This is a genomic window from Pantoea sp. JKS000250, from assembly GCF_003201065.1.
GTDB classification, from domain to species: Bacteria; Pseudomonadota; Gammaproteobacteria; order Enterobacterales; family Enterobacteriaceae; genus Pantoea; species Pantoea vagans.
Genome location: NZ_QICZ01000001.1, coordinates 539,833 through 560,103 on the forward strand (window position 1 = coordinate 539,833; position 20,271 = coordinate 560,103).

The window sequence follows — 20,271 nt, forward strand, 5'->3', positions numbered from 1 at the left end:
TATCTTCAGCCTGTAACGTTATTCAGTGAGGAGTTAGCCCATGATTCCTCAATTTCCAGCTTGCCGATAAGCTGGTCATAGAATGGCTTTCCGCTCCTGTTCCATGTTGCCAGGCTGATAGCATCCGTAATTGCGCAAATATTCCGGAATGCTTCTGCTGCAGGAATGCGCTCATATCCACGCCCACAGCAGCGCTTACAGTCGCCCATTACAGGCAGGCCTTGCTCTTCAGTCAGCTTACGGTCTACCGCTCGCCCTCGACCGCTACAGTCACGGCATGACGACGATACCACGCCCTTTCCGCCGCACTGCTTACACAGTACCCGAACCGTGTCTTTTACGTTTCTGGCGTAGCCCCCTGATAGCGGCGACTTCATGGAGAACACGTCAGCATCAATGAACCCTTTAGCCTGACAGCATTCGCAGGGTTTGACGCTGGCAGCGCTGCGGCAATAATCCATGTACGCATAAGTTGCGAGAGTTTGCATCACGGCTGGTTTAACATCAGGGTCTAACTTGCGAAGGGCGGCAACCTTATCGCAGGTACTCAAGGCATATTCAGTTAATAACGATACGGCGCGTCGGGCGTCGTTATCGCTTACTCCAACCTTACCCATAAACGCACTGTAACCCAGCGGAGCGCGACTTTGGGTCATTCCCATTGCTGCCATGTAGTCAGTGCCGGATAACGCATCTGAGGCTGTTGCAGGTGGCATACCGGCAAAACTCGCCGTCTTCGGGAAGTGGTACTTCACTGTTGCTTCAAGCCCCATGGTTTGCTCCTCTCAATTTCAGTTCCAGTCGGATAAGTCGATAATTAATTTCCGCCATGCCCGGCATTTGCATAAGTCTTAGCCTGAGCCACTTCTCTCTGAGGTATTGGGTCATGATGACCTCCCGGTTAGCGACCTTATGGCTTGGTATTTCTGCTTAAATCGATGGCCTTTGTTCATTGCCCTTAGTGATTTCATTCGCTTGCGGTGCAAGGCATGCTCGCGTGGCAGCCAGATGAAAAGAAAAGTGGCCCACACAGTAATTACGAATGCTATGTCCCAGTTCATGCTGCTTCCCTCCGCTTAACCAATTCACGCAGCAAAGCTCTGTAACGCGCCCGGAGGCTGTCCAGTTCTTCTCTGGTGTATCGGTGAGGTTCGTTGTTTGATTCGAGCGCCAGAACGCGCTGAAGGCCGATGCGGGTTACTAACCCCTCTCGGAAGTGAATTGCATTGCCTGATAATTCGCAGTTACAGCGATGACACTGTTTTGCCAGATTGTCTTCATCGTAACGGAGGTGCGATGCCGCGCCGCGTGACCGGTAATGCCCTGCTTCCCACTGAACCGTCTCCCATGTGCCGCAGCTTATGCACGGTAAGTCCCTGTCTCTTACCTTTGTGATGTAGTCGTTGATAGCTCGCTGTGTTAAGTCTTCCCAGTGCTTTAGCGGCTTCAGGTCTGACTTGCGCTTATTCCAGGCGCGACGAGTTTCAGCGTCAGCTTCCTTCCGCTTCTTCTCTTTCTTTCGTTGCTGGTATTGGTATGCGCAGGATGGGGTGCAGATGTACTGGAGAGGTCTGTCCGGGATGAATATGGTTTTGCAGTGCTTACAGGTTTTCGGCTTATGCGGCTTGATGCCTTTAGCCATCACTTTCTCCTGTCATGTCGAAATTCGGATCGGCTAGTAGCCACAGGTCGAGACAGCAACCACAGGCGTAAACTTCGGTATCCTGCAGCTGAATTCCACAGCCAGCGCACACAGAAGCAGCTGGCTCGCCAGCGCCAGTATGCTGACTTGATTGGCTGGTCCCGATCGTGGTCTTCATATCGGCGATCTACCTCGCAGGTTTCGCAGTTAGCCCCGTAGTGATACTTGTCTTCTGAGGTGAGGATGGTGTGGCAGCGGCAGCAGCGTTCACGCGGCATCTTCGGCCTCCTGATAACGCTCAAACCAGAAAACAACTGGGTCAGGCTTCATCTCAACCAATCCCATCCTGACCAGCGCCTTACCCTTCCCTGAGCGCAAAAACTCGCGGCGGCCGTCATCAATAACTCGGCGATAGTCTTCAAGTTCGAGGCAGTGCTTGTGTAGATTGCATGGGTGGCAGGCCGGAACCAGATTTTCTTCAGTATCTAAGTTGGGATAAATCATACCGCTGCCGTCCATGTGCCTGAGGACTGGCTTTACATGGTCAGCGTGCCACTTATCGGCAAGTTCGCAGCCACAGTAAGCGCAACAGCCGCCGAATTTCATGCGCAGCAGTGCGCGCTGTTTAGGGGTTAGTCTCATCTTCAGCTCCACATTGGGTTTTTATACTGACGGCTCGGCTTTGGCTCATCCCGGAACGTAGGCAGCAGCGCGCTCACCAGCCAGAGGCGCGGGTCAAATGCGAGTGCTTTCTTTGCCTGGATGTTTCGGAGTTTGTAGCTGGAGAGGAGTTCGTCGGCGGCCTTGGTGTCTAGCGGGTCTGGGTGGGTAAACCACGTCTCACGCATGATGCCTCCAGCCTTGCATTCCGGCCGAAGCCCTCACCGCTTCCAGATATTCAGGCGATTTGCGAAGCCCCATCGAGCGTGCCTTGTTCGTGACCTGCTGGCGGGGCCGGTCGAAGATGATTGCCAGTAAATCGGTTGATGCCGTCGCATAATCTCTGACGAGGATTTCGAGATGCTCGCGGCTCCAGGTGTTTATCATGCTGCACTCCTGTATTCAGTGGTCACAACGCCGGGCATGCCGGTGGTGTACATAGGGTTGCGGTCAGGGTTCTCAGGCTGGACTTCCATCAGGCCGTCAAAGCGCTGATATACGCAGTGAGGCTTGCTATGGACGTGCGCAAGCCATGCAGCTTCTTCGACGGCTGCGCCTATATCAGTAAAGGGTGTCATTGGTTCTGCTTGTCCTTCAGTTTCTGGTACTCGGAGTCAGCGGGGATAGTCAGCGCCAGGCCGAACTGCGCGCACCACCGCTCAACCTGATTCAGGAAGAAATGCATCTCGCCTGTATCAAGACTGGATGTGTGCCGGGGTTCCCATGTGCTGACCTTCCCGCCGGTAACAAAGTCGGTGTATTCGACCTGCTCACAGCCCAGATAGGTTTTCTTGAGGTTCCGCTTTACCCACTCTGGCGTGGCATCAGTGCGCCCGGACCGAATCAGGTATTCGCTGATTTCGCCGTACCACATATGGGAGAGGGAGTTCTGATTGAGACTGCGTTTTTCTTTCCACGGTTTGAGGATTAGCCGGTAACAGTCGCCGGATTCGAGCAGGGGTTGAAGCTGTTGCCCGATGGCGTTGAAGTTTGACCTATGAAGCCTGAGGCCCTCTTTCGGTATCTCCATCGCGTTTCTCTCGCTTTAATGCGTCGCTGAGTAACTTCCTGATGCCGTGGCTCAGGCACATTGAGTCCGGATAGCGTTTAGCAAAGCTGCTGATGTCATTTGCCAGCTTATCCAGTTCGGCTTCTGATATGACGTGCTCAGAGCGTTTTAAGGGGATTACGTTGTTCATGTTTGATCCTGCTTTCCACGGGCCAGCCACGACGCCTGCCAGCAATTCCAAGCATTTGCTGTAGCTGGGTCATCGTAATCGCCATCAAAAAAGAGGAGGTCGAAACCTTTCGAGTCCGCCCACCGTTCGAATTCATCTCTTTTCAGCTCTTCGTTGTTTTTCATCGCCACCACCACTCAATACATAATTTGCCAACCCACAAAGCGCGCATCGGGCCGTCATGCCATAGTGAGAAGTATCCCCATTTTGATTTCTTATTCCAACTGACGCCTAACCACCATCCGCCATATCTTCCGGGAATTGGTATCTTCATATCACTGCTCTCCGTTCTGATTGGTGGCCCGCTCCGGGATGATGCGGTAGGCGATGATGTCGCCGATATCGCCATCTAATCGCCAGTCCAGGTGTCGGGGTTTATAACCACGGATGATGTCGCCGTTTCGAAACTTAATATCAACTAACGTTGCTCCCTTAACGGGACATTCCCCACCACCCCACTCAATCCACTCACCCTCACCCCGCTCCTGCTGCTCCAGTATGGGGAGTGCAATCCGGGCAATTTCCATCATCTGACCGCGGCTCAGCGGGTTGTTTAATGGCTGGCTGATGAATAATTTCACGGCTTCTGCTAATTCTTTGTTCATATCAAAATCCTCCCCGTTTCTGGCCTTTGGCTGGCTGTTGCTCATCTTCCGCATCAACCATCAGGTCATGCGCTTCCCGCGCCAGCATGTCGATGGCGTTCAGGTGCGCGCGGAACTGCTCCGGCTTCAGGTCGCGCTTTTTAGCCAGGTCGATGATTGCCAGTTGCAGGTTGCGGGCCTGACGCATCAGCGGTTGTGTGACTACCAGTTGTGTTACCTGTGTCATGCTGCGCTCTCCCTTCCCTCAAGCCAGAAGAAAAACGCCTGGTCCACCACGGCATCTTGATAGCCAAGATGTGATCGGGTCAGGTTGTGTTTGTCACCGTGAACGCTGCGATACAGTCGCTCAAAGCGTATGCGGTTCATCTCAGTCATGACGGCCACCTTTCAACCCAAAGCGGCGGCGAATGTCGGCGAGGTGGTCCAGGGCCTTTTCGTTACCAGTCGGGATGTGGAGTTGTGGAATTTGTTTGCGCGGCGGCGGTATTACTTCGCCAGCCTCAATGCGGCGGGACATCTTGCGCAGCTCATCGCCAAGACGTTTACGGCATTCAGAATCCGTCAGGTTGAATGATCGCATCTGGTTGTAGACCGCTGTCACCATGTGGAAACAGGCCGGGCTTTCCCAGGGGAACTCCTCGCTGCTGTCGTACATGCCACGGTCCCGGCAGTACAGGCGGAACATGTCATAAAGCTCCTCGTCGGCTGGCAAACCCGCCGCACGATGCTCGCCCTGCTTGCACCACTCGATAAATTGGCCGGGCGACGGCAGGAATGGTGAGCCACTCGCTCGGGCCAGCTTCATGCCTGCTGAGAGCTGCTGCTTGTTGTGAATGCCGTTCTCGGCGAAAGCGGCGATCCACTGACGCTTAGCTGCTGCTTCGTCGTTCGGATTGCGCCATGCAGTGCTGACCGATGCCGGGAATACCTGCTTCAGATTCGAAAACAGGGCGTTTACCAGGCGCTCAACGTCTTCATGCACTCCACGCTCAACCGGGCGCGGGCCATCTCCTGCAATGCGAGCCAGTGCGCCTGCATCACGGTTCTGGATTGCTGATACGAGGTTTCTCATAGGAATTCATTCTCCCAGGCTTCGCGGCTGTTCCAGTGCTGAGCGGGTTGCTGAGCGACTGCCTGCCGGTTACGCCCTGGCTGGCTCATCTGCGCCCGGAGTGTGTCCCATTTGGCGCGGAGTTTTGCAGGGCTGAGGATATTGGTCTGCCAGAAGTGATCGGCGTTAGCCCACTTGAAGGTTTCGCAGATATCGTGATGCGTTGCCTCAAGGGCGCCTCTCATCAGGCGGATGTCGTTAGCCCAGGCGGGCCAGTTTGGTTGCTGTGCAGTCGGGGTGACCATCTGCACTCTGCTGAATATCCACTCGGCTGCCTTCAGGTCGTCAGCAGTTCCCCACTTGTCGCCTTTCGGTGAATGGGTTGCAGCCTCAGGTCGAATTGCAGGGAGATTACTCAGGTGTGTGTCGGAGGATTCGCCAGAATTCTCTGACGTATGTTTATTGTCTTTCTTGTCTTTTGTAATAGTGTCTTTTGTGTGTCCCTGTTTTGGTGACAACCCTGTCACCGTTTTGGTGACACTTTTTGTCACTGATTTGGTGACAGTGACACCATCTTGGTGACACTCTGGAATTTGCCAGTCTGTGAGGTTCTTATTCGGACCGATTAACATACCTTCCCGGACCAGAACACCCATCTGAATTAACTCGTTTTTTGCCTTGTTTACCTTCTGCCTTGGCAACCGGGTAATCTGGCTGTCAGCAATGCGATCCATCTTTTTGTTGAAGCCGTATGTTTTCCGGCAAACAGCATGTGCAACCTTCGCCTGATTCCTGGTCAGGTTGGCCCCTATCAGCTCTTCGTACAGCTCGTTTGCCAGACGCGTGTATCCATCGTCTGTATCTGCCACACGTTGCTCCACGGCCCTGAGGGAGGGCCTGATTGGTGATACGTTGTCATGCGCAAGATTCATCGCCACCTCCGTCAGAAGGAATGCCTGAGCGGTATTCAGCCAGGATGCGTTGAATTTCTTCCGATGTGTCCATGTACAGCAGGAGATAATCGCCTTCGCCGCCACGGTTAAATTCAGCATCAACCAGCAATTCCGCCAGGCGGCGTGCTTTGGCTGCGCTGAACTGAGGGATAGCTGCGGAGCGCGTCAGTTTTGTTTTACCTGCAGCTTTAGCCTTCTCCATCTGAACCTGCGCCACGGCTTCCGCTTTCGGGCCATGCTCACGGGAGAGTGCCACAGCAGTTGTCGGTGCCACTTCGCCAGCCTTCACCATGGCTATAAGACCATCGCCACATTCCAGCAGCTGAAGATGCTGATCCACATCTGCCGTTGAGCGTTTAACCTTTTTAGCAATCTCAGCAGGCGTCCAGCCCTGATTAAGCAGGCGCTGATATGCCGCCGCGCGCTCCAGAGGAGATAGCGCCTTACCCTGTGAGCTGGTGACCATGAATGCGATGCGATCAGCTTCAGAGCCTGAGAAGTCCTTGCACTCAAGGCGCGGTATTTCGTGTCCGGCTTCAGACGCCATCTTTGCGCCGTAATACCGGTGGTGGCCGTCGATAATCTTGATGCCCTGCTCTGTCACCTGAACCGCCAGCGGCGGCACAAACTCACCGGCAATGAATGCGTCACGGAATTCAGCGACGTGCTCCTGGTCGATTTCACGGACGTTGTAGCCAGGCTCGACGTAGAGCTCAGCTAGCGGAACCAGAAACGTTTTCTTAACCGTTGTTTCCGTGCCGTTTTTCTCTTTAGCCTTGTAAAGCGATAATAAAGAACTCATAATTACTCCTGTACGTTGATCCAGTAAGATTCGTGCATCAGGCCTCGAAACTGTTCCCGCAGTTCGGGGCTTTTTCTTTTCCCATCGCAGCCGCAACCGCTTGTCGGGCTACTTCTGCAATCAGGCTCGTTTCCCACACCTTCTCAAGCAGCACGAAAACCGTCGCCATATCACGCAGGTTTAAGCGGCTTACCTTCGATTCATGCCATCCGGCCTCGTCAGCCAGAACTCGCTGGCCTTTGTGAGTAAGGCGGCTGCGTAATTCTGTTTCTACTTCGTTGATCAACTTGCTATTTCTTGCGTGTTCCATGATTGATAATTTCCATGTAGGTAAATGATTGCGTGACATTGCGGTGAGCAAGTCACTTCGTTTTAAAGGTTCCCCGCGTTGGCGGCGGGCTAGATTGTGTAAAGAGCAGTGATTCTTAAGCTGCCGTAGCGCGCTGTGGTGCAAAAACTAAACTTTCCTTCTTCACCGGCGTGTAATCGGTGAATTTCTTTGTGGCTTCCTCAATTGCCTGGGCTTTACCTGGTGATGCTCGGCGGAATCCATATGCAATTTGGTCGAGGTAGCCAACAGATGTTTTCGCTAGTACAGCAAGGCTGATCCAGTCTTCAGCTGAAGATTCCTTGCGCCAGCGGAGCAGTTCATTACCCATTGGTGCCTCCTATTTAACTTCAAAGCTAAGTTTAGCGTTATGCTAAATAACTAACAAGCAGTATTTAGCAAAATGCATATTTATCGCATTGCTAAATAGTGTGAGAATCAGGCCATGGAAAATAAAAGCGTCAGAAAAACCAATCTCAATAACCTCCTTAAGAGGCATCTTGAGAACGATGGCAATACAAAGGCTGGATTCGCAGAGCTTTTGGGCATCAGTGCGTCCCAATTTAGTCAGCTGCTTGGAGAGAATAGCGTTAGGAACATCGGGGATAAGATGGCGAGGAAAATTGAAGTGGCTTTGAAGCTGCCCAATGCCTGGCTTGACTCCATCCACGAAGATCAGCCACAGGTTGACGCCAACGTTTCAAACCCTCGGGACTACAAGCCGACTGCGCGCTACCCCGTTTTAAGCAAGGTTCAGGCTGGCGCATGGGATGAAGCCTGTGAACCCTATACGATTAAGGATGTCGATATGTGGCTTGAATCTGACGCACATACGCAGGGAGATGCTTTCTGGTTGCAGGTGGAAGGTGATTCGATGACTGCGCCGATTGGGCTGAGCATACCAGCAGGAACTTACGTTCTGTTCGATACAGGACGTGAAGCCGTGAATGGCAGTCTGGTCGTAGCAAAGCTGACTGACGACAATGAAGCCACCTTTAAGAAGCTAATCATTGATGGCAGCCAGAAGTACCTGAAGGGACTAAATCCGCAATGGCCTATGGTGCCGGTGAACGGCAACTGTAAGGTGCTGGGCGTGGCGATCGAGACGAAGATGCGGCTGGTTTAATTTTCGATAGGCTAATAAGAAATTTGACTAAAGCTATTATGGCATTTGCCGAAAACACACACAGCGCGAACTCGACAGTAGATTGGGTCGCATCAGTCTTTTACTAGGGAATGGCGGAAATGCCCGCCACTTAAAATCTTTGGTAATCAAATGGATAATAGAAATAATCAATTAGCACCCCGCCAACAGGATTTAGAGCTTTTCCCGGTAAAAGAGGTCGAGGTCGATGGTGTCCAAATGGGCGTCATGAATGACGGCACCCCTTTTTTGACAGGGCGAAGCCTTGCAGTAATGTGTGGGGTTCACCACAGTGTAATTCAGGACTTGTCTACAGGCTGGAGTTCTGAAAGGCTGAAGCCGCGCGGAAAAAAAATAGATGCCATTATCCGTGAGCAGGGCTTTGAGGCATCTAATCTTTATATTCCATCAACGACATCCAGGCGCGATCATTATCACTACCCTGACTATGTTTGCATGGCTGTTCTTGAGTATTATGCATTTGATGCAAGCCAAGCGAATAACGATGTAGCATTGAGAAATTACCGCCTGATGGCGAGAAGAACTCTGCGCGATTTTATTTATAAAAGTGTCGGCATAGATCCCTCGAATCCTATTTCAGGCGCATGGAAATGCTTTCAAGAACGTATAACCCTGAATGATACCGTGCCTGCTGGTTATTTCAGCGTATTCAGGGAGATGGTTGACATTACAGTACCATTGATTAACGCAGGTTTTGAGCTAGGCCCTAAAACGGTACCAGACATCAGCGTTGGCGTAAGGTGGGCTAATCACTGGAAGCGAAATAACTTTGATGAGCGATATGGCTCAGTAGTTAAGCATCCACACGTTTACCCTGATTGGTTTCCTCAAAGCAAAGTTGGACCAGTTCCTGCCACCCTTTATCCAGAAGAATCGCTTGGCGAGTTTCGTCGCTGGCTTCGAGAAGATTACGTACCTAAGGGTTTTCGTGAGTACCTCTCTGATAAAGTACAGCAGAAAGTTATTGAAAATAAAAAGGCCCTTGAGGTTTTAGAAAATTTGCGCAGGCCCGAATTGCCAAAAAAATAAGCTGATTCAAGTATCACACCTTAATAGCCCGCCTCTGAGCGGGCTTTTATACACTTACATTATGAGCAAAAAACTAGCACTACTCTTCAAGCGAGAACGACTGAACCTGAGACCTTGGGAGCCAACGCCACTTGAGGGCCTTCACCGAATAGCAGCTAAATGCAGGCGGGACGAACTCGCAGAGATACACATCAGGCTAAAGTATTTTGAGGCTGAGAGAGCAATGACACCCGAATGGGATGGCGACACCCAGGATGACATCTGGAAAGCTAGTAATGAGCTTCGTCAGATACTCAAGTTGATCCCTAAAAGCTAAGAGCCCGCCACTAAGCGGGCTTTTTTGTGCGCCGCGTGCCATACATAGCAAATTGTTGAGCGTCTATTTCCTAATTATTGCAACGCAAGTATCATCGGTGTCGTCAGCTGCTGCTGACAGATGGTTTGCCCCACTTGAACAAATTCATACCCGTGTAACGCGGGTTTTTTTGTGCCTGCAAATCCCACCTCGAAAAAATAAATCCCTTTCTAAATCATTTAGCTAAATCCCACACCCAAATTATTTAGCATTTTGCTATTGCCATTCATTTAGCATAAAGCTAAATTAAATCCCATCAGCAGGACGCACTACTCACCAGGACGGTGATGCTCTTTAACAACATTGCAGCGCTGACAAAGCGCCAACTAACCAAACGAGATGGGTTTGGACTGTATATCGGCTTACAAGTCGGCAGTACCAAAACCACTTCAGGAGGCAACCATGACAGTAATCACTTACGGCACATCGGTTAAAGAGAACGCCAAATCACGCCGCCATGCTCGTCGTCGTGCGGTGGCAATGGATCGTGAACGCATCGAATCAATTATCGACACAGCTTTCGGCATCGAGCCGGAGGTTGTGGCTATTGAGGTTAAGCACATCAGCCGCATCGAGAAGGCTTGCTCCTCCCCTTCTATGCGTGACAGGCATGAGAGCACATCAGTGTGTCTGCCTGAGATTGCATTATTCAACGCGGGTTACCGAAAAACCAGAAAAGATGCCACGCATGTTATTGGCTAAGAGATCTTTTTTTTCAGGCTACTAAACAATCCAAGCGCCCGCCGAAGTGGCATCAGGGTTTGGAAACTTATATTCGGACTTACAGGAATGGCAGATCATAATCATATGGGCAAAGTCACTTGTTTTATATTGCAACATAGACTTCACGCCAGACTCATAGCATGTAGCGCAAAGATAATGAGGAGTTTGATTCGAATCATCCTCCAGCTTGAGTCGATAAACGGCAGTAGCAGGAATGGGGTGGAAAAGTTCGTATTTAGATTTCTCACTTTCCCACTTAACCTTGGAGTTAGCCTCCTCTTCAAGCTCAATAATGCGATTCTTTGCAGCCATCAAAAGCTCTTGTAATCCCATTTGCTGTTGCTGTGCGTCCATTAATTTATCTAGCAAGTCATAGGTCTTTTCCTTTACCGAATAATCGACCTGCATTTTTTGAATTTCTCGTGCAGCGCCTACTGCTCCTTTTAATGCGCCGCCGGCACCAGTAACTGCATCGGTAATCTTACCGATGATTCCTTTATCATCAGACATATGGGCTATCTCAACACTGTAGGGGGTGTTGAAATGGTATCACCAATTCTCGCTGTAGGGGTATAGCGTGAAGCACCTCGCCTGATGTGGATAAAAGCAGGCATCAAATCATCATGAGGTCGCTTCGGCGACACTTTTATTACCTGTTATCACCAATGAGTAACACCTTCAGCCGTATTCACTAAGTGCGGCTGAAGGTGCTACGCACCATGCACCTTAGAGAGAATCGTTTCATCCTTCAGGCCTGCGCTACGCGGGCCATTTTTTGATCCCAACCTAACCAATAGCAAGGAACCCACGATGAACTATGCCATCGCGGGCGGCGCCATCGTGGGCGCTGCTCAGCTAAACGAATCACTGCTCGACACCATCACCCGCCGCCTCCGCACTGGCTGGCGCAACCTTATCGACAATCTGAATCATAGGGGCCAGCCATGAACGCGCCGACATCAGCACAGCAGTATAAAAAGCAACAGAGCGAGTTAGAGCGCCAGCGCGAAATGCTGGATAAGACAAAGGACTTCACCTTTATCAACCTGCTGCTGAAAAGCCTGGGCATGGGAGAGCGGAAATGAGACTGAACAGAACGGCCCAGAATGAGGTGCAGGATATCGCCGATAACCTGCCAGAGAGCGAGCTGGAATGCATTGCTGCTGAAGTCGATGCGCGGATGAACCAGCACAAGACAAACCCGCTGATGCCAGCTCTGTGCGCCTTCCTGACGAAGCATTACGACTACCCGGCTATTGAGATGTTCGATGAAGACGACGAGCAGCACGAAGCCGCCGAGGCGTTTTTGCGTGAGGCGATGGTTCGGGTTGGGCGTCGTGAAGTGGCAATCGAAATTTACCGTAACAAGCATGGAAATCAGGAGGCGGCGTAATGCAGCCTGGCATCTACTACGACATCAGCAACGAGGACTATCACGGCGGACCGGGCATTAGCAAGTCGCAGCTGGATGACATCGCCATTAACCCGGCGATATTCCTGTGGCGCAAGGAAGCGCCGGAAGACGATGAGAAGAAAGCCGCTTTGGATATGGGTACCGCGTTGCACTGCCTGTTGCTGGAGCCTGAAGAGTTCGACAGGCGTTTCATTGTTGCTCCTGAGTTCAACCGCCGCACGACAGCCGGCAAGGAGGATGAAAAGCAGTTCCTGAAAGATTGTGCAAACAGTGGCATGACAGTAATGGATGCTGAACAGGGACGAAAGCTGAAGCTGATGCGGGCAAGCGCCCTCGCCCATCCTGCGGCCCGCTGGTTACTAGAGGCTGATGGTTATCAGGAGGCGTCAATCTACTGGAACGACGAACAGACTGGTGAGCTTTGTCGTATCCGCCCGGACAAGTTCCTGTCAGGCCAGCCCGTCATCGTCGACGTGAAGAAAGTCGCTGATATGTCCCGCTTCGCCCGGCACGTTGAAGAGTTCCGTTACCACGTTCAGGACGCCTACTACCGAGAGGGTTTCAGTCAGCACTTCGGCGAGTATCCAATTTTCGTTTTCATCGCCGTCAGTGAGTCGATCGACTGTGGCCGCTATCCGGTGCGCACCTTCCAGCTACAGGAAGACGATGTTGCCGTGGGCTACGACCTGTTCCGCCGCAACCTCGATACCTATCACGAATGCATGCTGTCTTGTAACTGGGGCGGCATCGAAGAAATAACACGCCCGGACTGGGCCAAGAGAAAGGATTATGCATGAGCAAAGACATCATCACCGCGCCGGTCAATGAGGCCGACACTAAAGCGGCCATCTTCAGCCCGAGCGGCCTGCAGAAGCTACAGGCGTTTGCTGAAGTTATGGCGCAGGGTAAAGCAACGGTGCCTGCCCACCTGTCCGGAAAGCCCGCTGACTGTCTGGCGATCGCATTACAGGCCGCTCAGTGGGGAATGAACCCTTACGCAGTGGCGCAGAAAACCCACCTGGTAAACGGCACGCTGGGTTATGAGGCCCAGCTGGTCAATGCGGTAATCACCAGCTCTACCGCCGTGCAGGGGCGCTTCAAGTACGAATACGGCGGCGACTGGGAGAAGTTCAAGCCGGGCGCAGCCAATGCATCGAATGAGCGCGGGCTGTCTGTACGAGTCGGAGCAGTGCTGAAAGGCGAAACGGAAATAACCTGGGGTGAGCCGCTTTACATGGAGTACGTGACCACTCGCAACTCCCCTCTCTGGAAGACAGCACCAAAGCAGCAGCTGGCATATCTGGCCGTTAAGTACTGGGCGCGCCTCTACTGCCCTGACGTGATTCTGGGCGTCTACACGCCGGATGAGTTTGAGCCGGCGCAGCGAGCGGAACGCGACGTTACATCGGCGCGCAGCCGAGCTGACCTGAACAACCTGATTAACAGCAAGCCTGAAACGCAGCAGCCAGAGCGCGAAATTAACCCGGCGACGAATACCAGTGCGGCGGCGCGCACGCCGGATGAGCTGCTTGCTGATTTCACCGAAGCCTCTGCTAACGCCGATTCCGTTTCAAGTCTCGATCGCTTCTACAAGTACGCAGCACGCATGCTGGCCAGCGAGGCTGAAACGCTGGAAAAGGCCACTGATGTTTATCTGCTTCGTAAGGCGGAGATTGAAGAGGCGCTCAGTTAATAACAGGAGACGACATGGACTCGCCTGAATACCGGCGTCGCGGCAATCAGTTAACTCTTGGTCGCCGCTGGTCACCCGATGAGATAGGCCTTCTGAAAGAACTCGCAGCAACCATCCCACCCAAACTTATAGCCCGGCAACTAAACCGCTCTTACGAGTCCGTACGCCAGCGTGCCAGTCGCAGCCGGATACGTTTTCTGGAAGAGCGCAGCAAAGGAAAAAGTGGCACTAAGCCAAATTTATGACACAAATACACTGTACATATAACCAGTAATTGGCTGGTCATCATCAGGTGTTGAGAGTATGGTGGCTGAGTGAATTCACAGCCTAACTAACTCAACTGAAAGAGGATTTAATATGGATCATACAGACCAGGAATTTGAAGATCTGCAAGACCTGAATACTCTGTATCGCTCTGCAATTCTGGATACTACCGAAGTTGTCGGCCTGGGTATCGAAATTCTGACCAAAGTGGTAGCGGCAAGTGAAGCCGGCACGCCGGGCTCACTCACTCCGGCTGAACAGTATCAGGCTAAGCAAACCCTGATGTACCTGAAAGAGCGCAAAAACGACAATGCCATGTTCCGCAAGCCCGGCGATCCGGTACCTCGTACTTTCCAGCAGTACGAACACCCGTAACGGGTTGTGCATCAATTAAAGAGCCGCCTTCGGGCGGTTTTTTGTTACATGAGCCAGTAGAAAAGTTGAAGTTAGTCTGATTGTATTAGGCAAAATTTCATCCTAATTTAAAAGCGCGGTTACGTATAATTGAGGTTAATATGCCAGACATGATGCTTTTTGGAGAAGGATGGAGAGGCGAGAAAAGATTTCACGGGTATATTGATAATGGCGATGTTTTCAGCTACTTATCAAAAATTGAGTTCACACAAAATCAACTGGAACGTGCTGCACCAGAACCTTTAGATTTCAGACATAACTTTAATGTTTTTACCTTCATGTCTCGTAATGGCAGCTCATATTTAATTGCAGTAAAAGGCCATCATCCAGATGATGAGACTGTAGAGCATGCAATAATTGCTCATCAACCTACACCTGTTAGCTAATCAACGTTATGTCACACAACTTAGCAGCACGCAGCAGAGAAGAGAGCGACAGTACTAACGTGGATTTAGCCGCCTCAGGAGTCGCATACAAAGAGCGTATGAATCAGCCTGTTATCGAGCAGCCTGAGAGTCAGCGCGAATACTTCAGGGAGAGATTGCAGCATTACAGGAACGTTGCGCTGCAGTTCCCGCGCGGCACTGACCCGGTTTATTTTAAGGAGGAAGGAAAGTGATAGTTCTTTTCATTCCCTCCCTCATCAGCCTGCTTGTTTCTAAAGCCGAAGAGAAAGGCTCTCCTTTGACTGAAGAGGAGGTGTTGGCTATTCGTGATAATGCCACGGCTATTGTCACGGATGCTGAAGGGGTCTTAGCAGTAGCTGAGCGGCGTGGGTATCAGGATATTGACCCTGAGCATTGCTGGGAGGAATGGCTGGACTTTAATAAGCAGGATTAAAGTTTTCACGCATAGGGACGATGAAGTTTAGACGGGGATCGGACCCGGTTTAACAAAGGGAGGAGAAGTGATGAGTTTTGACTGCTTAGTGTTCAAAGAGGGACAGACTCCGTTTATAGAGCAGGTTAAATCCGACATTGGTAGTTTCGAGATCGAAGATAAATCTCGGAGTGTTTATGAGGTTTTCTCGATAACAAGAATTGAAGAGATTGAGCAATCAACAGGAAAGCTGGCCTTGTTCATAGTCGCTAACAAAGCTCGAGTTAGCCGCGAGAAAATAGCGGAAGAGATAAAGCTTCGAAAACCAAGACCAGTAAAATACTTCTGATACCTAGCGACCCGCCAAGTGCGGGTTTTTTATTGCCTATAGGAAACCAAAATGACACATCCAGATCCGATAGATGAAGCCGCAGAACGCGAGCAGCAGATGATTGAGATTGCCCTGGCTAACCGCAGGCATCCGGAAATGTCATTCACCGACACCTGCTATTACTGCGAAGAGGCGGTGACGGCTGGATGCTTTTGTTCGACTGAATGTAGAGAAGACCATGAGCGTGTTGAGCACGCTAAGCAGCATAGGAGAGTGGAATGAGCGTTTACACGCTGGTAGTTGAGTTCCCGGATGGCAAAGAGCCACCAATTGGCCCGCTAACAGATATCCTTGGCGGCAGAGCAATGACTGTCGCTTTCTTCGACCATCGGGATGATCACCTTTCTGCTGAACAGGCATCTCTGATTAAGAAGGCAGTTGAAGAGTACTGCGAGAATCACGACAAGGATGATTTGGATATCTGGCACAAATTGCAGTTTCTCACCAAAGAATAACCACCTAAACCCCCACCCACCCTATTCACTATCGCGCTCTGCGTGAGGAGTTGTTATGTCTGAAATAAATAGTGAGGTGCCATGAATGAGCTGGCTCTTTTCGGAGGCGCTGGCGGAGGAATACTCGGCGGGCACCTCCTTGGATGGCGAACAGTTTGCGCCGTTGAACGTGACGCCTACGCAGCACAGGTTCTGGCGCAACGACAAAATGATGGAATTCTCCGACCTTTCCCGATTTGGTCTGACGTGTGCAGTTTTGACGGAAAGCCATGGAGAGGAATTGTTGATGTCGTTTCTGGCGGGTTTCCCTGCCAAGACATTTCAGCGGCAGGCTCCGGAGCAGGAATATCAGGAGAGCGATCGGGACTTTGGAAGCAAATGGCAAGAATCGTCGATGAGATTCGACCTCAGTACATCCTGCTGGAAAACTCACCTTTGCTTGTGGGAAGAGGACTTGCCGTGGTCCTTGGTGATATTGCCTCGCTGGGGCTCGATGCGGAATGGTGTTGTATTTCAGCATCAGAGTGCGGAGCGTCCCATAACCGCGACAGAATCTGGCTTGTTGCCTACCCCAAGGGCCAGCATGGGCGGGCATGGAATAGCATGGTGTCGGGCGAGGACTGGCGATCACAGACACAACCTCGAGGATTATCTAGCCTGGCAGCACCTGGAGGCTGGCGGGGAAGAAATGCCTGGCCTGAACGCCTGCCCCGATTATGTCGAGTGGCTGATGATGTGGCCTATGGGGTGGACAGACTTAAAGCCCTTGGCAATGGACAAGTTCCACGAGTGGCAGCAACTGCATTCAACATCCTGAGCAGCAAGACATGAACACCATCCGCGACATCTCCCCTGGCGAGTTCACTCTGTGGCTCGCCTTTTTTATTTGCATCGTGCTGGTCTGGAACTGGTCGTATAAGGGGTAGAAGTCGCTCCACATGAAAACTTGCGATAGTTTGCGATCAAGTTCTGTTAAAAAGTGCAGGAGAAATTATGGCTAAGCTAATGAACCTTCAGGAGTGGGCGTCGGCAACATATTCGCAGCCGCCCTCTTTATCCACCCTGCGCCGCTGGGTCAGGGAGGGCAGGATTTACCCATGCCCGGAGCTTCACGGAAAAGAATACAAACTCGAACCGGATTCGGTATACGTTGACCCGCGCAAGAAGATGTTGAAGCGCAGGCCGGAATACGTAGCAACGCCGAAAAAGGGCTCGCTGATGGAGAAACTGAAACATGTCGAACAGGCCAAAGCGGTACGACGCTAATCTGCCAAGGAACCTGACGTTTCGTAAAACGAAGCAGATATACTCCTGGCGAAATCCTGTGACCGGTCAGGAGATTTCACTGGGTAAAATACCCCGCAAGGATGCGGTAGCCCAGGCTATCGAAGCGAACAGCTACATTGAGCAAAACTACCTACCATCCGCCCTTCTCGATCGGCTTAAAGAGACGCCTGATTTCACAGTGAGTAAATGGCTTGAACGGTACGACGTCATCCTGGGGCGGCGCAGTTTGAAGCCAAGCACAATGAAGATACGTAGCAACCAGCTACTAACCATTCAGGCTGAGTTTGGTCGCCTACCAATTACCGCGATCAGTACGCGTGATATTGCAGTTTTCCTTGAATCGTATGTCCAATGTGGGAAGCACAGCATGGCGGTTGCATTGCGATCGCTGCTGATGGATGTTTTCCGCGAGGCTGTTGTTGAAGGCATTATCGATAGGAATCCAGTAGAGCCAACCAGAACCCCATCACCTGAAGTCAGGCGTGAGCGCTTATCACTTGAGCAATTTCTGGCTATCCGCAAGGCTGCTGAAAGCATGGGAGGTTGGCTGCAGAATGCGATGAACATCGGCCTGCTCACCGGACAGCGCCGGGAGGATGTAACGCGCATGACCTTCAGCGCGATCAAAGATGGACGACTTTTTGTGACACAAAGCAAGACTGGCCATAAGCTGGCGATGCCAATGGATTTAGAGCTGAAAGAACTGGGAATGTCACTGGAGGGGATCTTAGAGGAGTGCCGGAAGGATAACCCATCGGATAGCCTGATTTATTCTGCAGTCCGTCGCGGGGGCAGAAAACCGGGGCCGGTTTCACCAGATGCGCTCACAGGCGCATTTGCAGAAGCGCGTGAAATAAGCGGAATTAAATTTGGCCCTAACCCTCCGACATTTCATGAAATCAGAAGTCTTGCCAGCCGACTGTATGAAGTGGAAAATGGAGAGGATTTTGCGCAAAGATTACTCGGCCATAAAAACCTTTCTATGACTAAAAAGTATCTCGATTCGCGCGGTCAGGAATATGTCATGGTATAGATTGGATATAGTGATTTCGGGATATTTTCGGGAAATTTCGTAACCACCCTCAAAAAAACCATATAAATCATATCACTAAAAAAAGACCGAATACGATTCCTATATTCGGTCCAGGGAAATGGCTCTCAAGGAGCCGTGCGCTAAAAGTTGGCATTTATGAAGGCGGTGTCGCCTTGCAATTTAAGGTTAGAACAGCGCGGTGGAAATGCCAGCAAACGCAGGGATCAGGGCCATAAACCGGATCAGTTTGTGATCGCAACGGCAAAAATCCTTGATTGGGCGCAGTGCGAGGCTGCACCCGGGAGGTTTATTTACCGCACAGCGCCTGAGTGCGCTCAACAATCGGCTGCAGACTCATCATCTGGCCCGGATGCGCCTTGTCTTCGGCCTGAATCACGCTAATCGGCTGCGCTTTCACCTGTTTGTTTTTAAACAGCTGGTCGGCGATGTCGTTCAGCGGGTATTGCATCAGCGTGCTCGGGTTGATGGCAAACATCGCACCATCTTTCTCGCAGGTCAGCATCACCTCTTCACGGTTAAACGGCCACTTCTCTTTCCCGATCTCAAAGCGGCTGACGGTAATGATTTGTGCCGCCAGCGCCTGGCCGCATACGGATAACAACAGGATTGCGGGGATCACTTTCTTCAGCAACATAACTACCCTTTTCTCTCTTAAACCACATTCAGGCGGGTGACAGCGTAGCAAATACGCTCACCAGCCCAACCACGCCACACGCCAGCAGCAGTTCAAGCTGCGTCATGCGAATAAATTTTTGCTGCGTCCCGCTGCCCGCCAGGCGGAAGCGCGGCACCAGCCAGTATCGATTGATCAGCGCCACCAGCACCATCAGGGCAACCAGCAGCACCTTGCACAGCAACAACACAATGTAGCGTGAATCGTGCCACATGAGTGGCCAGCCTGCGATCATCACACTGTTTATCACACCACTCAGCAGCGTTAGCGCTACAGCCAGATGACCATAGCGCGAAAACCGCATCATGGTACGAATCGCATCAGTGCGTCGATCGATCTGGCGCGCCTCGCGCATCAACAGCAGCAAGGGCAACAATCCGCCCACCCAGAACGCCGCCGCAATCAGATGCATTGCCTGGTTAATCTGCTGAAGCAGACCGGGCAATCCATCACGCATCGCGGCATGACCTATCAGGGCCATGCAGGCAAGTTGCAGCAGGCCCGCCAGCAGTAACACCTGCTGACGCAGCTTTCCGGTCAGTAATAATGCGACAAGAGCCACAACACTAAAGAGTATTTCCCACTGCCACACCGCACCAAAATGCGTGTCGAGCACCGCCAGCCAGATGTCTAAATCAGCAAGATTCGTGCTGTCGCCGCTCATCAGCACATTCTGGCAGGCCAGCATCAATAGCGCACTCAGCAGCGCCAGCCAGGCGCTCCCCTTCAACAGCGGATTTAATCGTCGCGCCAGCAGGGGTCGATAACGTTTGGGTGCCAGCAGTGCGCTGTAACAGGCGCTGCCGGTCAGCAGCATCACGGCAGCGAAATGCAGTCCGCGCAGCAGGATCCAGAGGGTGGTCACCGGGTTACTTCACGCTAAAGCGATAGCTTCCTGAGGTTTTATGTCCATCCACCGACAGCACATGCCAGTTGACCTGATAACTCCCCGCTTTCAGCGGCTGAGAAAGGCCGATAATCAGGCGATTTTTCTGGTCAGCTTCAACGCGGGCTTTGGTCGTCTCAACGGGTTTCTGTGCATTGTCCAGCAGCGTAACGCCGCTGAATGCCGCTTCAATATCTTCGCTAAAATTCAGCGTCAGCGCATCGGGGGATGTCGTCACCTGCGCTTTAGCTGCGGGTGCGGAAGACTGGAGATGCGCATGCGCTGCGGCCAGAGAGCTGAATGCCATCAGTCCGGCTGCCGCCAGCGCAATAACCATGCGGGAAATGGGTTTTTTCTGCATAAGATCATC

At 51.7% G+C, this 20,271-nt stretch carries 39 protein-coding genes; 19 read left to right on the forward strand and 20 right to left on the reverse strand.

The features are described from left to right. Positions 1-5: 5 nt before the first annotated feature. From BY447_RS02750 to BY447_RS02825, 16 genes are all read right to left on the reverse strand, one after another. Positions 6-773 (reverse strand): antitermination protein, encoded by a 768-nt coding sequence (locus tag BY447_RS02750; RefSeq protein ID WP_110330443.1) that lies wholly within the window; start codon positions 771-773, stop codon positions 6-8. A 284-nt stretch (positions 774-1,057) separates the two neighbouring features. After that, a complete protein-coding gene (locus BY447_RS02755; RefSeq protein ID WP_110330444.1) occupies positions 1,058-1,642 on the reverse strand; it encodes a recombination protein NinG in 585 nt (194 codons plus the stop codon). Then, entirely contained in the window at positions 1,635-1,820 is a 186-nt protein-coding gene (locus BY447_RS02760; RefSeq protein WP_110330445.1) for a protein NinF, read from the reverse strand. Before BY447_RS02760 ends, BY447_RS02755 begins: the two co-directional genes overlap by 8 nt. A gap of 89 nt (positions 1,821-1,909) precedes the next feature. Continuing rightward, positions 1,910-2,284: an HNH endonuclease gene (locus BY447_RS02765; protein WP_110330446.1), complete on the reverse strand. Its 375-nt coding sequence runs from the start codon at positions 2,282-2,284 to the stop codon at positions 1,910-1,912. Between the two features lie 2 nt (positions 2,285-2,286). Continuing rightward, on the reverse strand, positions 2,287-2,490 hold the full coding sequence (locus tag BY447_RS02770; RefSeq protein WP_110330447.1) for a hypothetical protein: 204 nt from the start codon (positions 2,488-2,490) through the stop codon (positions 2,287-2,289). After that, positions 2,483-2,689: a hypothetical protein gene (locus tag BY447_RS02775; RefSeq protein ID WP_110330448.1), complete on the reverse strand. Its 207-nt coding sequence runs from the start codon at positions 2,687-2,689 to the stop codon at positions 2,483-2,485. The genes BY447_RS02770 and BY447_RS02775 overlap by 8 nt, the downstream gene beginning before the upstream one ends. Positions 2,690-2,876: 187 nt before the next feature. Beyond that, entirely contained in the window at positions 2,877-3,332 is a 456-nt protein-coding gene (locus tag BY447_RS02785; RefSeq protein WP_110330450.1) for a YbcN family protein, read from the reverse strand. 165 nt (positions 3,333-3,497) lie between these two features. Further along, complete coding sequence (locus BY447_RS23225; RefSeq protein WP_158280070.1) at positions 3,498-3,665, reverse strand: hypothetical protein; 168 nt, start codon at positions 3,663-3,665, stop codon at positions 3,498-3,500. Between the two features lie 150 nt (positions 3,666-3,815). After that, on the reverse strand, positions 3,816-4,145 hold the full coding sequence (locus BY447_RS02795; protein WP_110330452.1) for a hypothetical protein: 330 nt from the start codon (positions 4,143-4,145) through the stop codon (positions 3,816-3,818). Position 4,146: 1 nt separating this feature from the next. Further along, the gene (locus BY447_RS02800) at positions 4,147-4,371 is read right to left on the reverse strand and encodes a hypothetical protein (RefSeq protein ID WP_110330453.1); all 225 of its coding nucleotides are present in this window, start codon (positions 4,369-4,371) and stop codon (positions 4,147-4,149) included. Then, positions 4,368-4,520, reverse strand: coding sequence for a hypothetical protein (locus tag BY447_RS23230; RefSeq protein ID WP_158280071.1), 153 nt, complete (start codon positions 4,518-4,520; stop codon positions 4,368-4,370). Before BY447_RS23230 ends, BY447_RS02800 begins: the two co-directional genes overlap by 4 nt. After that, positions 4,513-5,217 (reverse strand): replication protein P, encoded by a 705-nt coding sequence (locus tag BY447_RS02805; protein WP_110330454.1) that lies wholly within the window; start codon positions 5,215-5,217, stop codon positions 4,513-4,515. Before BY447_RS02805 ends, BY447_RS23230 begins: the two co-directional genes overlap by 8 nt. Then, positions 5,214-6,128 carry a replication protein gene (locus BY447_RS02810; protein ID WP_110330455.1) on the reverse strand — a complete coding sequence of 305 codons (915 nt, stop codon included), beginning with the start codon at positions 6,126-6,128 and terminating at the stop codon, positions 5,214-5,216. Before BY447_RS02810 ends, BY447_RS02805 begins: the two co-directional genes overlap by 4 nt. Further along, a complete protein-coding gene (locus BY447_RS02815) occupies positions 6,112-6,951 on the reverse strand; it encodes a ParB/RepB/Spo0J family partition protein (protein WP_110330456.1) in 840 nt (279 codons plus the stop codon). Before BY447_RS02815 ends, BY447_RS02810 begins: the two co-directional genes overlap by 17 nt. 37 nt (positions 6,952-6,988) lie before the next feature. Continuing rightward, positions 6,989-7,261 carry a CII family transcriptional regulator gene (locus BY447_RS02820; RefSeq protein WP_078805207.1) on the reverse strand — a complete coding sequence of 91 codons (273 nt, stop codon included), beginning with the start codon at positions 7,259-7,261 and terminating at the stop codon, positions 6,989-6,991. Positions 7,262-7,376: 115 nt separating this feature from the next. Continuing rightward, positions 7,377-7,610 carry a transcriptional regulator gene (locus BY447_RS02825; protein ID WP_110330457.1) on the reverse strand — a complete coding sequence of 78 codons (234 nt, stop codon included), beginning with the start codon at positions 7,608-7,610 and terminating at the stop codon, positions 7,377-7,379. Between the two features lie 114 nt (positions 7,611-7,724). Between BY447_RS02825 and BY447_RS02830 the strand changes: the two genes are divergently transcribed. The 3 genes from BY447_RS02830 to BY447_RS02845 all read left to right on the forward strand — a co-directional run bounded on the left by BY447_RS02830 (position 7,725) and on the right by BY447_RS02845 (position 10,530). Further along, the gene (locus BY447_RS02830) at positions 7,725-8,405 is read left to right on the forward strand and encodes a LexA family protein (protein WP_110330458.1); all 681 of its coding nucleotides are present in this window, start codon (positions 7,725-7,727) and stop codon (positions 8,403-8,405) included. A 150-nt stretch (positions 8,406-8,555) separates the two neighbouring features. Next, on the forward strand, positions 8,556-9,473 hold the full coding sequence (locus tag BY447_RS02835; RefSeq protein WP_110330459.1) for a hypothetical protein: 918 nt from the start codon (positions 8,556-8,558) through the stop codon (positions 9,471-9,473). 757 nt (positions 9,474-10,230) lie between these two features. Further along, positions 10,231-10,530, forward strand: coding sequence for a regulator (locus BY447_RS02845; RefSeq protein ID WP_110330461.1), 300 nt, complete (start codon positions 10,231-10,233; stop codon positions 10,528-10,530). A gap of 21 nt (positions 10,531-10,551) precedes the next feature. On the opposite strand, the gene BY447_RS02850 is transcribed toward BY447_RS02845, so the two are convergent. Next, a complete protein-coding gene (locus BY447_RS02850) occupies positions 10,552-11,061 on the reverse strand; it encodes a hypothetical protein (protein WP_110330462.1) in 510 nt (169 codons plus the stop codon). A gap of 300 nt (positions 11,062-11,361) precedes the next feature. Between BY447_RS02850 and BY447_RS02855 the strand changes: the two genes are divergently transcribed. The 16 genes from BY447_RS02855 to BY447_RS02920 all read left to right on the forward strand — a co-directional run bounded on the left by BY447_RS02855 (position 11,362) and on the right by BY447_RS02920 (position 18,321). After that, on the forward strand, positions 11,362-11,499 hold the full coding sequence (locus tag BY447_RS02855) for a protease FtsH-inhibitory lysogeny factor CIII (RefSeq protein WP_110330463.1): 138 nt from the start codon (positions 11,362-11,364) through the stop codon (positions 11,497-11,499). Beyond that, on the forward strand, positions 11,496-11,636 hold the full coding sequence (locus tag BY447_RS23235; RefSeq protein ID WP_158280072.1) for a hypothetical protein: 141 nt from the start codon (positions 11,496-11,498) through the stop codon (positions 11,634-11,636). The genes BY447_RS02855 and BY447_RS23235 overlap by 4 nt, the downstream gene beginning before the upstream one ends. Further along, positions 11,633-11,944 (forward strand): hypothetical protein, encoded by a 312-nt coding sequence (locus tag BY447_RS02860; protein ID WP_110330464.1) that lies wholly within the window; start codon positions 11,633-11,635, stop codon positions 11,942-11,944. The genes BY447_RS23235 and BY447_RS02860 overlap by 4 nt, the downstream gene beginning before the upstream one ends. Further along, entirely contained in the window at positions 11,944-12,762 is an 819-nt protein-coding gene (locus BY447_RS02865; protein WP_110330465.1) for a PD-(D/E)XK nuclease-like domain-containing protein, read from the forward strand. The genes BY447_RS02860 and BY447_RS02865 overlap by 1 nt, the downstream gene beginning before the upstream one ends. Continuing rightward, the gene (locus tag BY447_RS02870; RefSeq protein WP_110330466.1) at positions 12,759-13,658 is read left to right on the forward strand and encodes a RecT family recombinase; all 900 of its coding nucleotides are present in this window, start codon (positions 12,759-12,761) and stop codon (positions 13,656-13,658) included. Before BY447_RS02865 ends, BY447_RS02870 begins: the two co-directional genes overlap by 4 nt. Positions 13,659-13,672: 14 nt before the next feature. Further along, positions 13,673-13,903: a hypothetical protein gene (locus tag BY447_RS02875; protein WP_110330467.1), complete on the forward strand. Its 231-nt coding sequence runs from the start codon at positions 13,673-13,675 to the stop codon at positions 13,901-13,903. Between the two features lie 112 nt (positions 13,904-14,015). Further along, positions 14,016-14,297 carry a hypothetical protein gene (locus tag BY447_RS02880; RefSeq protein ID WP_110330468.1) on the forward strand — a complete coding sequence of 94 codons (282 nt, stop codon included), beginning with the start codon at positions 14,016-14,018 and terminating at the stop codon, positions 14,295-14,297. A 140-nt stretch (positions 14,298-14,437) separates the two neighbouring features. Next, the gene (locus BY447_RS23155; RefSeq protein WP_146210983.1) at positions 14,438-14,722 is read left to right on the forward strand and encodes a hypothetical protein; all 285 of its coding nucleotides are present in this window, start codon (positions 14,438-14,440) and stop codon (positions 14,720-14,722) included. Between the two features lie 8 nt (positions 14,723-14,730). Beyond that, a complete protein-coding gene (locus tag BY447_RS02885; protein ID WP_110330469.1) occupies positions 14,731-14,955 on the forward strand; it encodes a DNA polymerase III subunit theta in 225 nt (74 codons plus the stop codon). Next, positions 14,952-15,176, forward strand: a complete 225-nt coding sequence (locus BY447_RS02890; RefSeq protein ID WP_110330470.1) for a hypothetical protein — start codon at positions 14,952-14,954, stop codon at positions 15,174-15,176. Before BY447_RS02885 ends, BY447_RS02890 begins: the two co-directional genes overlap by 4 nt. A 70-nt stretch (positions 15,177-15,246) precedes the next feature. Further along, a complete protein-coding gene (locus tag BY447_RS02895; RefSeq protein ID WP_110330471.1) occupies positions 15,247-15,504 on the forward strand; it encodes a hypothetical protein in 258 nt (85 codons plus the stop codon). A 51-nt stretch (positions 15,505-15,555) separates the two neighbouring features. Beyond that, positions 15,556-15,768, forward strand: coding sequence for a hypothetical protein (locus tag BY447_RS02900; protein WP_110330472.1), 213 nt, complete (start codon positions 15,556-15,558; stop codon positions 15,766-15,768). Beyond that, positions 15,765-16,001, forward strand: coding sequence for a hypothetical protein (locus tag BY447_RS02905; protein ID WP_110330473.1), 237 nt, complete (start codon positions 15,765-15,767; stop codon positions 15,999-16,001). Before BY447_RS02900 ends, BY447_RS02905 begins: the two co-directional genes overlap by 4 nt. A gap of 81 nt (positions 16,002-16,082) precedes the next feature. Beyond that, positions 16,083-16,832, forward strand: coding sequence for a DNA cytosine methyltransferase (locus BY447_RS02910; RefSeq protein ID WP_110330474.1), 750 nt, complete (start codon positions 16,083-16,085; stop codon positions 16,830-16,832). Between the two features lie 162 nt (positions 16,833-16,994). Then, positions 16,995-17,267 (forward strand): excisionase, encoded by a 273-nt coding sequence (locus tag BY447_RS02915; protein ID WP_110330475.1) that lies wholly within the window; start codon positions 16,995-16,997, stop codon positions 17,265-17,267. Continuing rightward, positions 17,236-18,321, forward strand: coding sequence for a tyrosine-type recombinase/integrase (locus BY447_RS02920; protein ID WP_110330476.1), 1,086 nt, complete (start codon positions 17,236-17,238; stop codon positions 18,319-18,321). Before BY447_RS02915 ends, BY447_RS02920 begins: the two co-directional genes overlap by 32 nt. Positions 18,322-18,628: 307 nt before the next feature. Here BY447_RS02920 and BY447_RS02925 read toward each other — a convergent pair whose 3' ends face one another. From BY447_RS02925 to copC, 3 genes are read right to left on the reverse strand one after another with little or no spacing between them, the layout of a single operon-like run. Continuing rightward, complete coding sequence (locus BY447_RS02925; RefSeq protein WP_013358153.1) at positions 18,629-18,976, reverse strand: YebY family protein; 348 nt, start codon at positions 18,974-18,976, stop codon at positions 18,629-18,631. A 28-nt stretch (positions 18,977-19,004) separates the two neighbouring features. Beyond that, positions 19,005-19,880 carry a copper homeostasis membrane protein CopD gene (gene copD / locus BY447_RS02930; protein ID WP_110330477.1) on the reverse strand — a complete coding sequence of 292 codons (876 nt, stop codon included), beginning with the start codon at positions 19,878-19,880 and terminating at the stop codon, positions 19,005-19,007. 4 nt (positions 19,881-19,884) lie between these two features. Beyond that, positions 19,885-20,262, reverse strand: a complete 378-nt coding sequence (copC, locus tag BY447_RS02935; RefSeq protein ID WP_110330478.1) for a copper homeostasis periplasmic binding protein CopC — start codon at positions 20,260-20,262, stop codon at positions 19,885-19,887. Positions 20,263-20,271 lie beyond the last annotated feature (9 nt).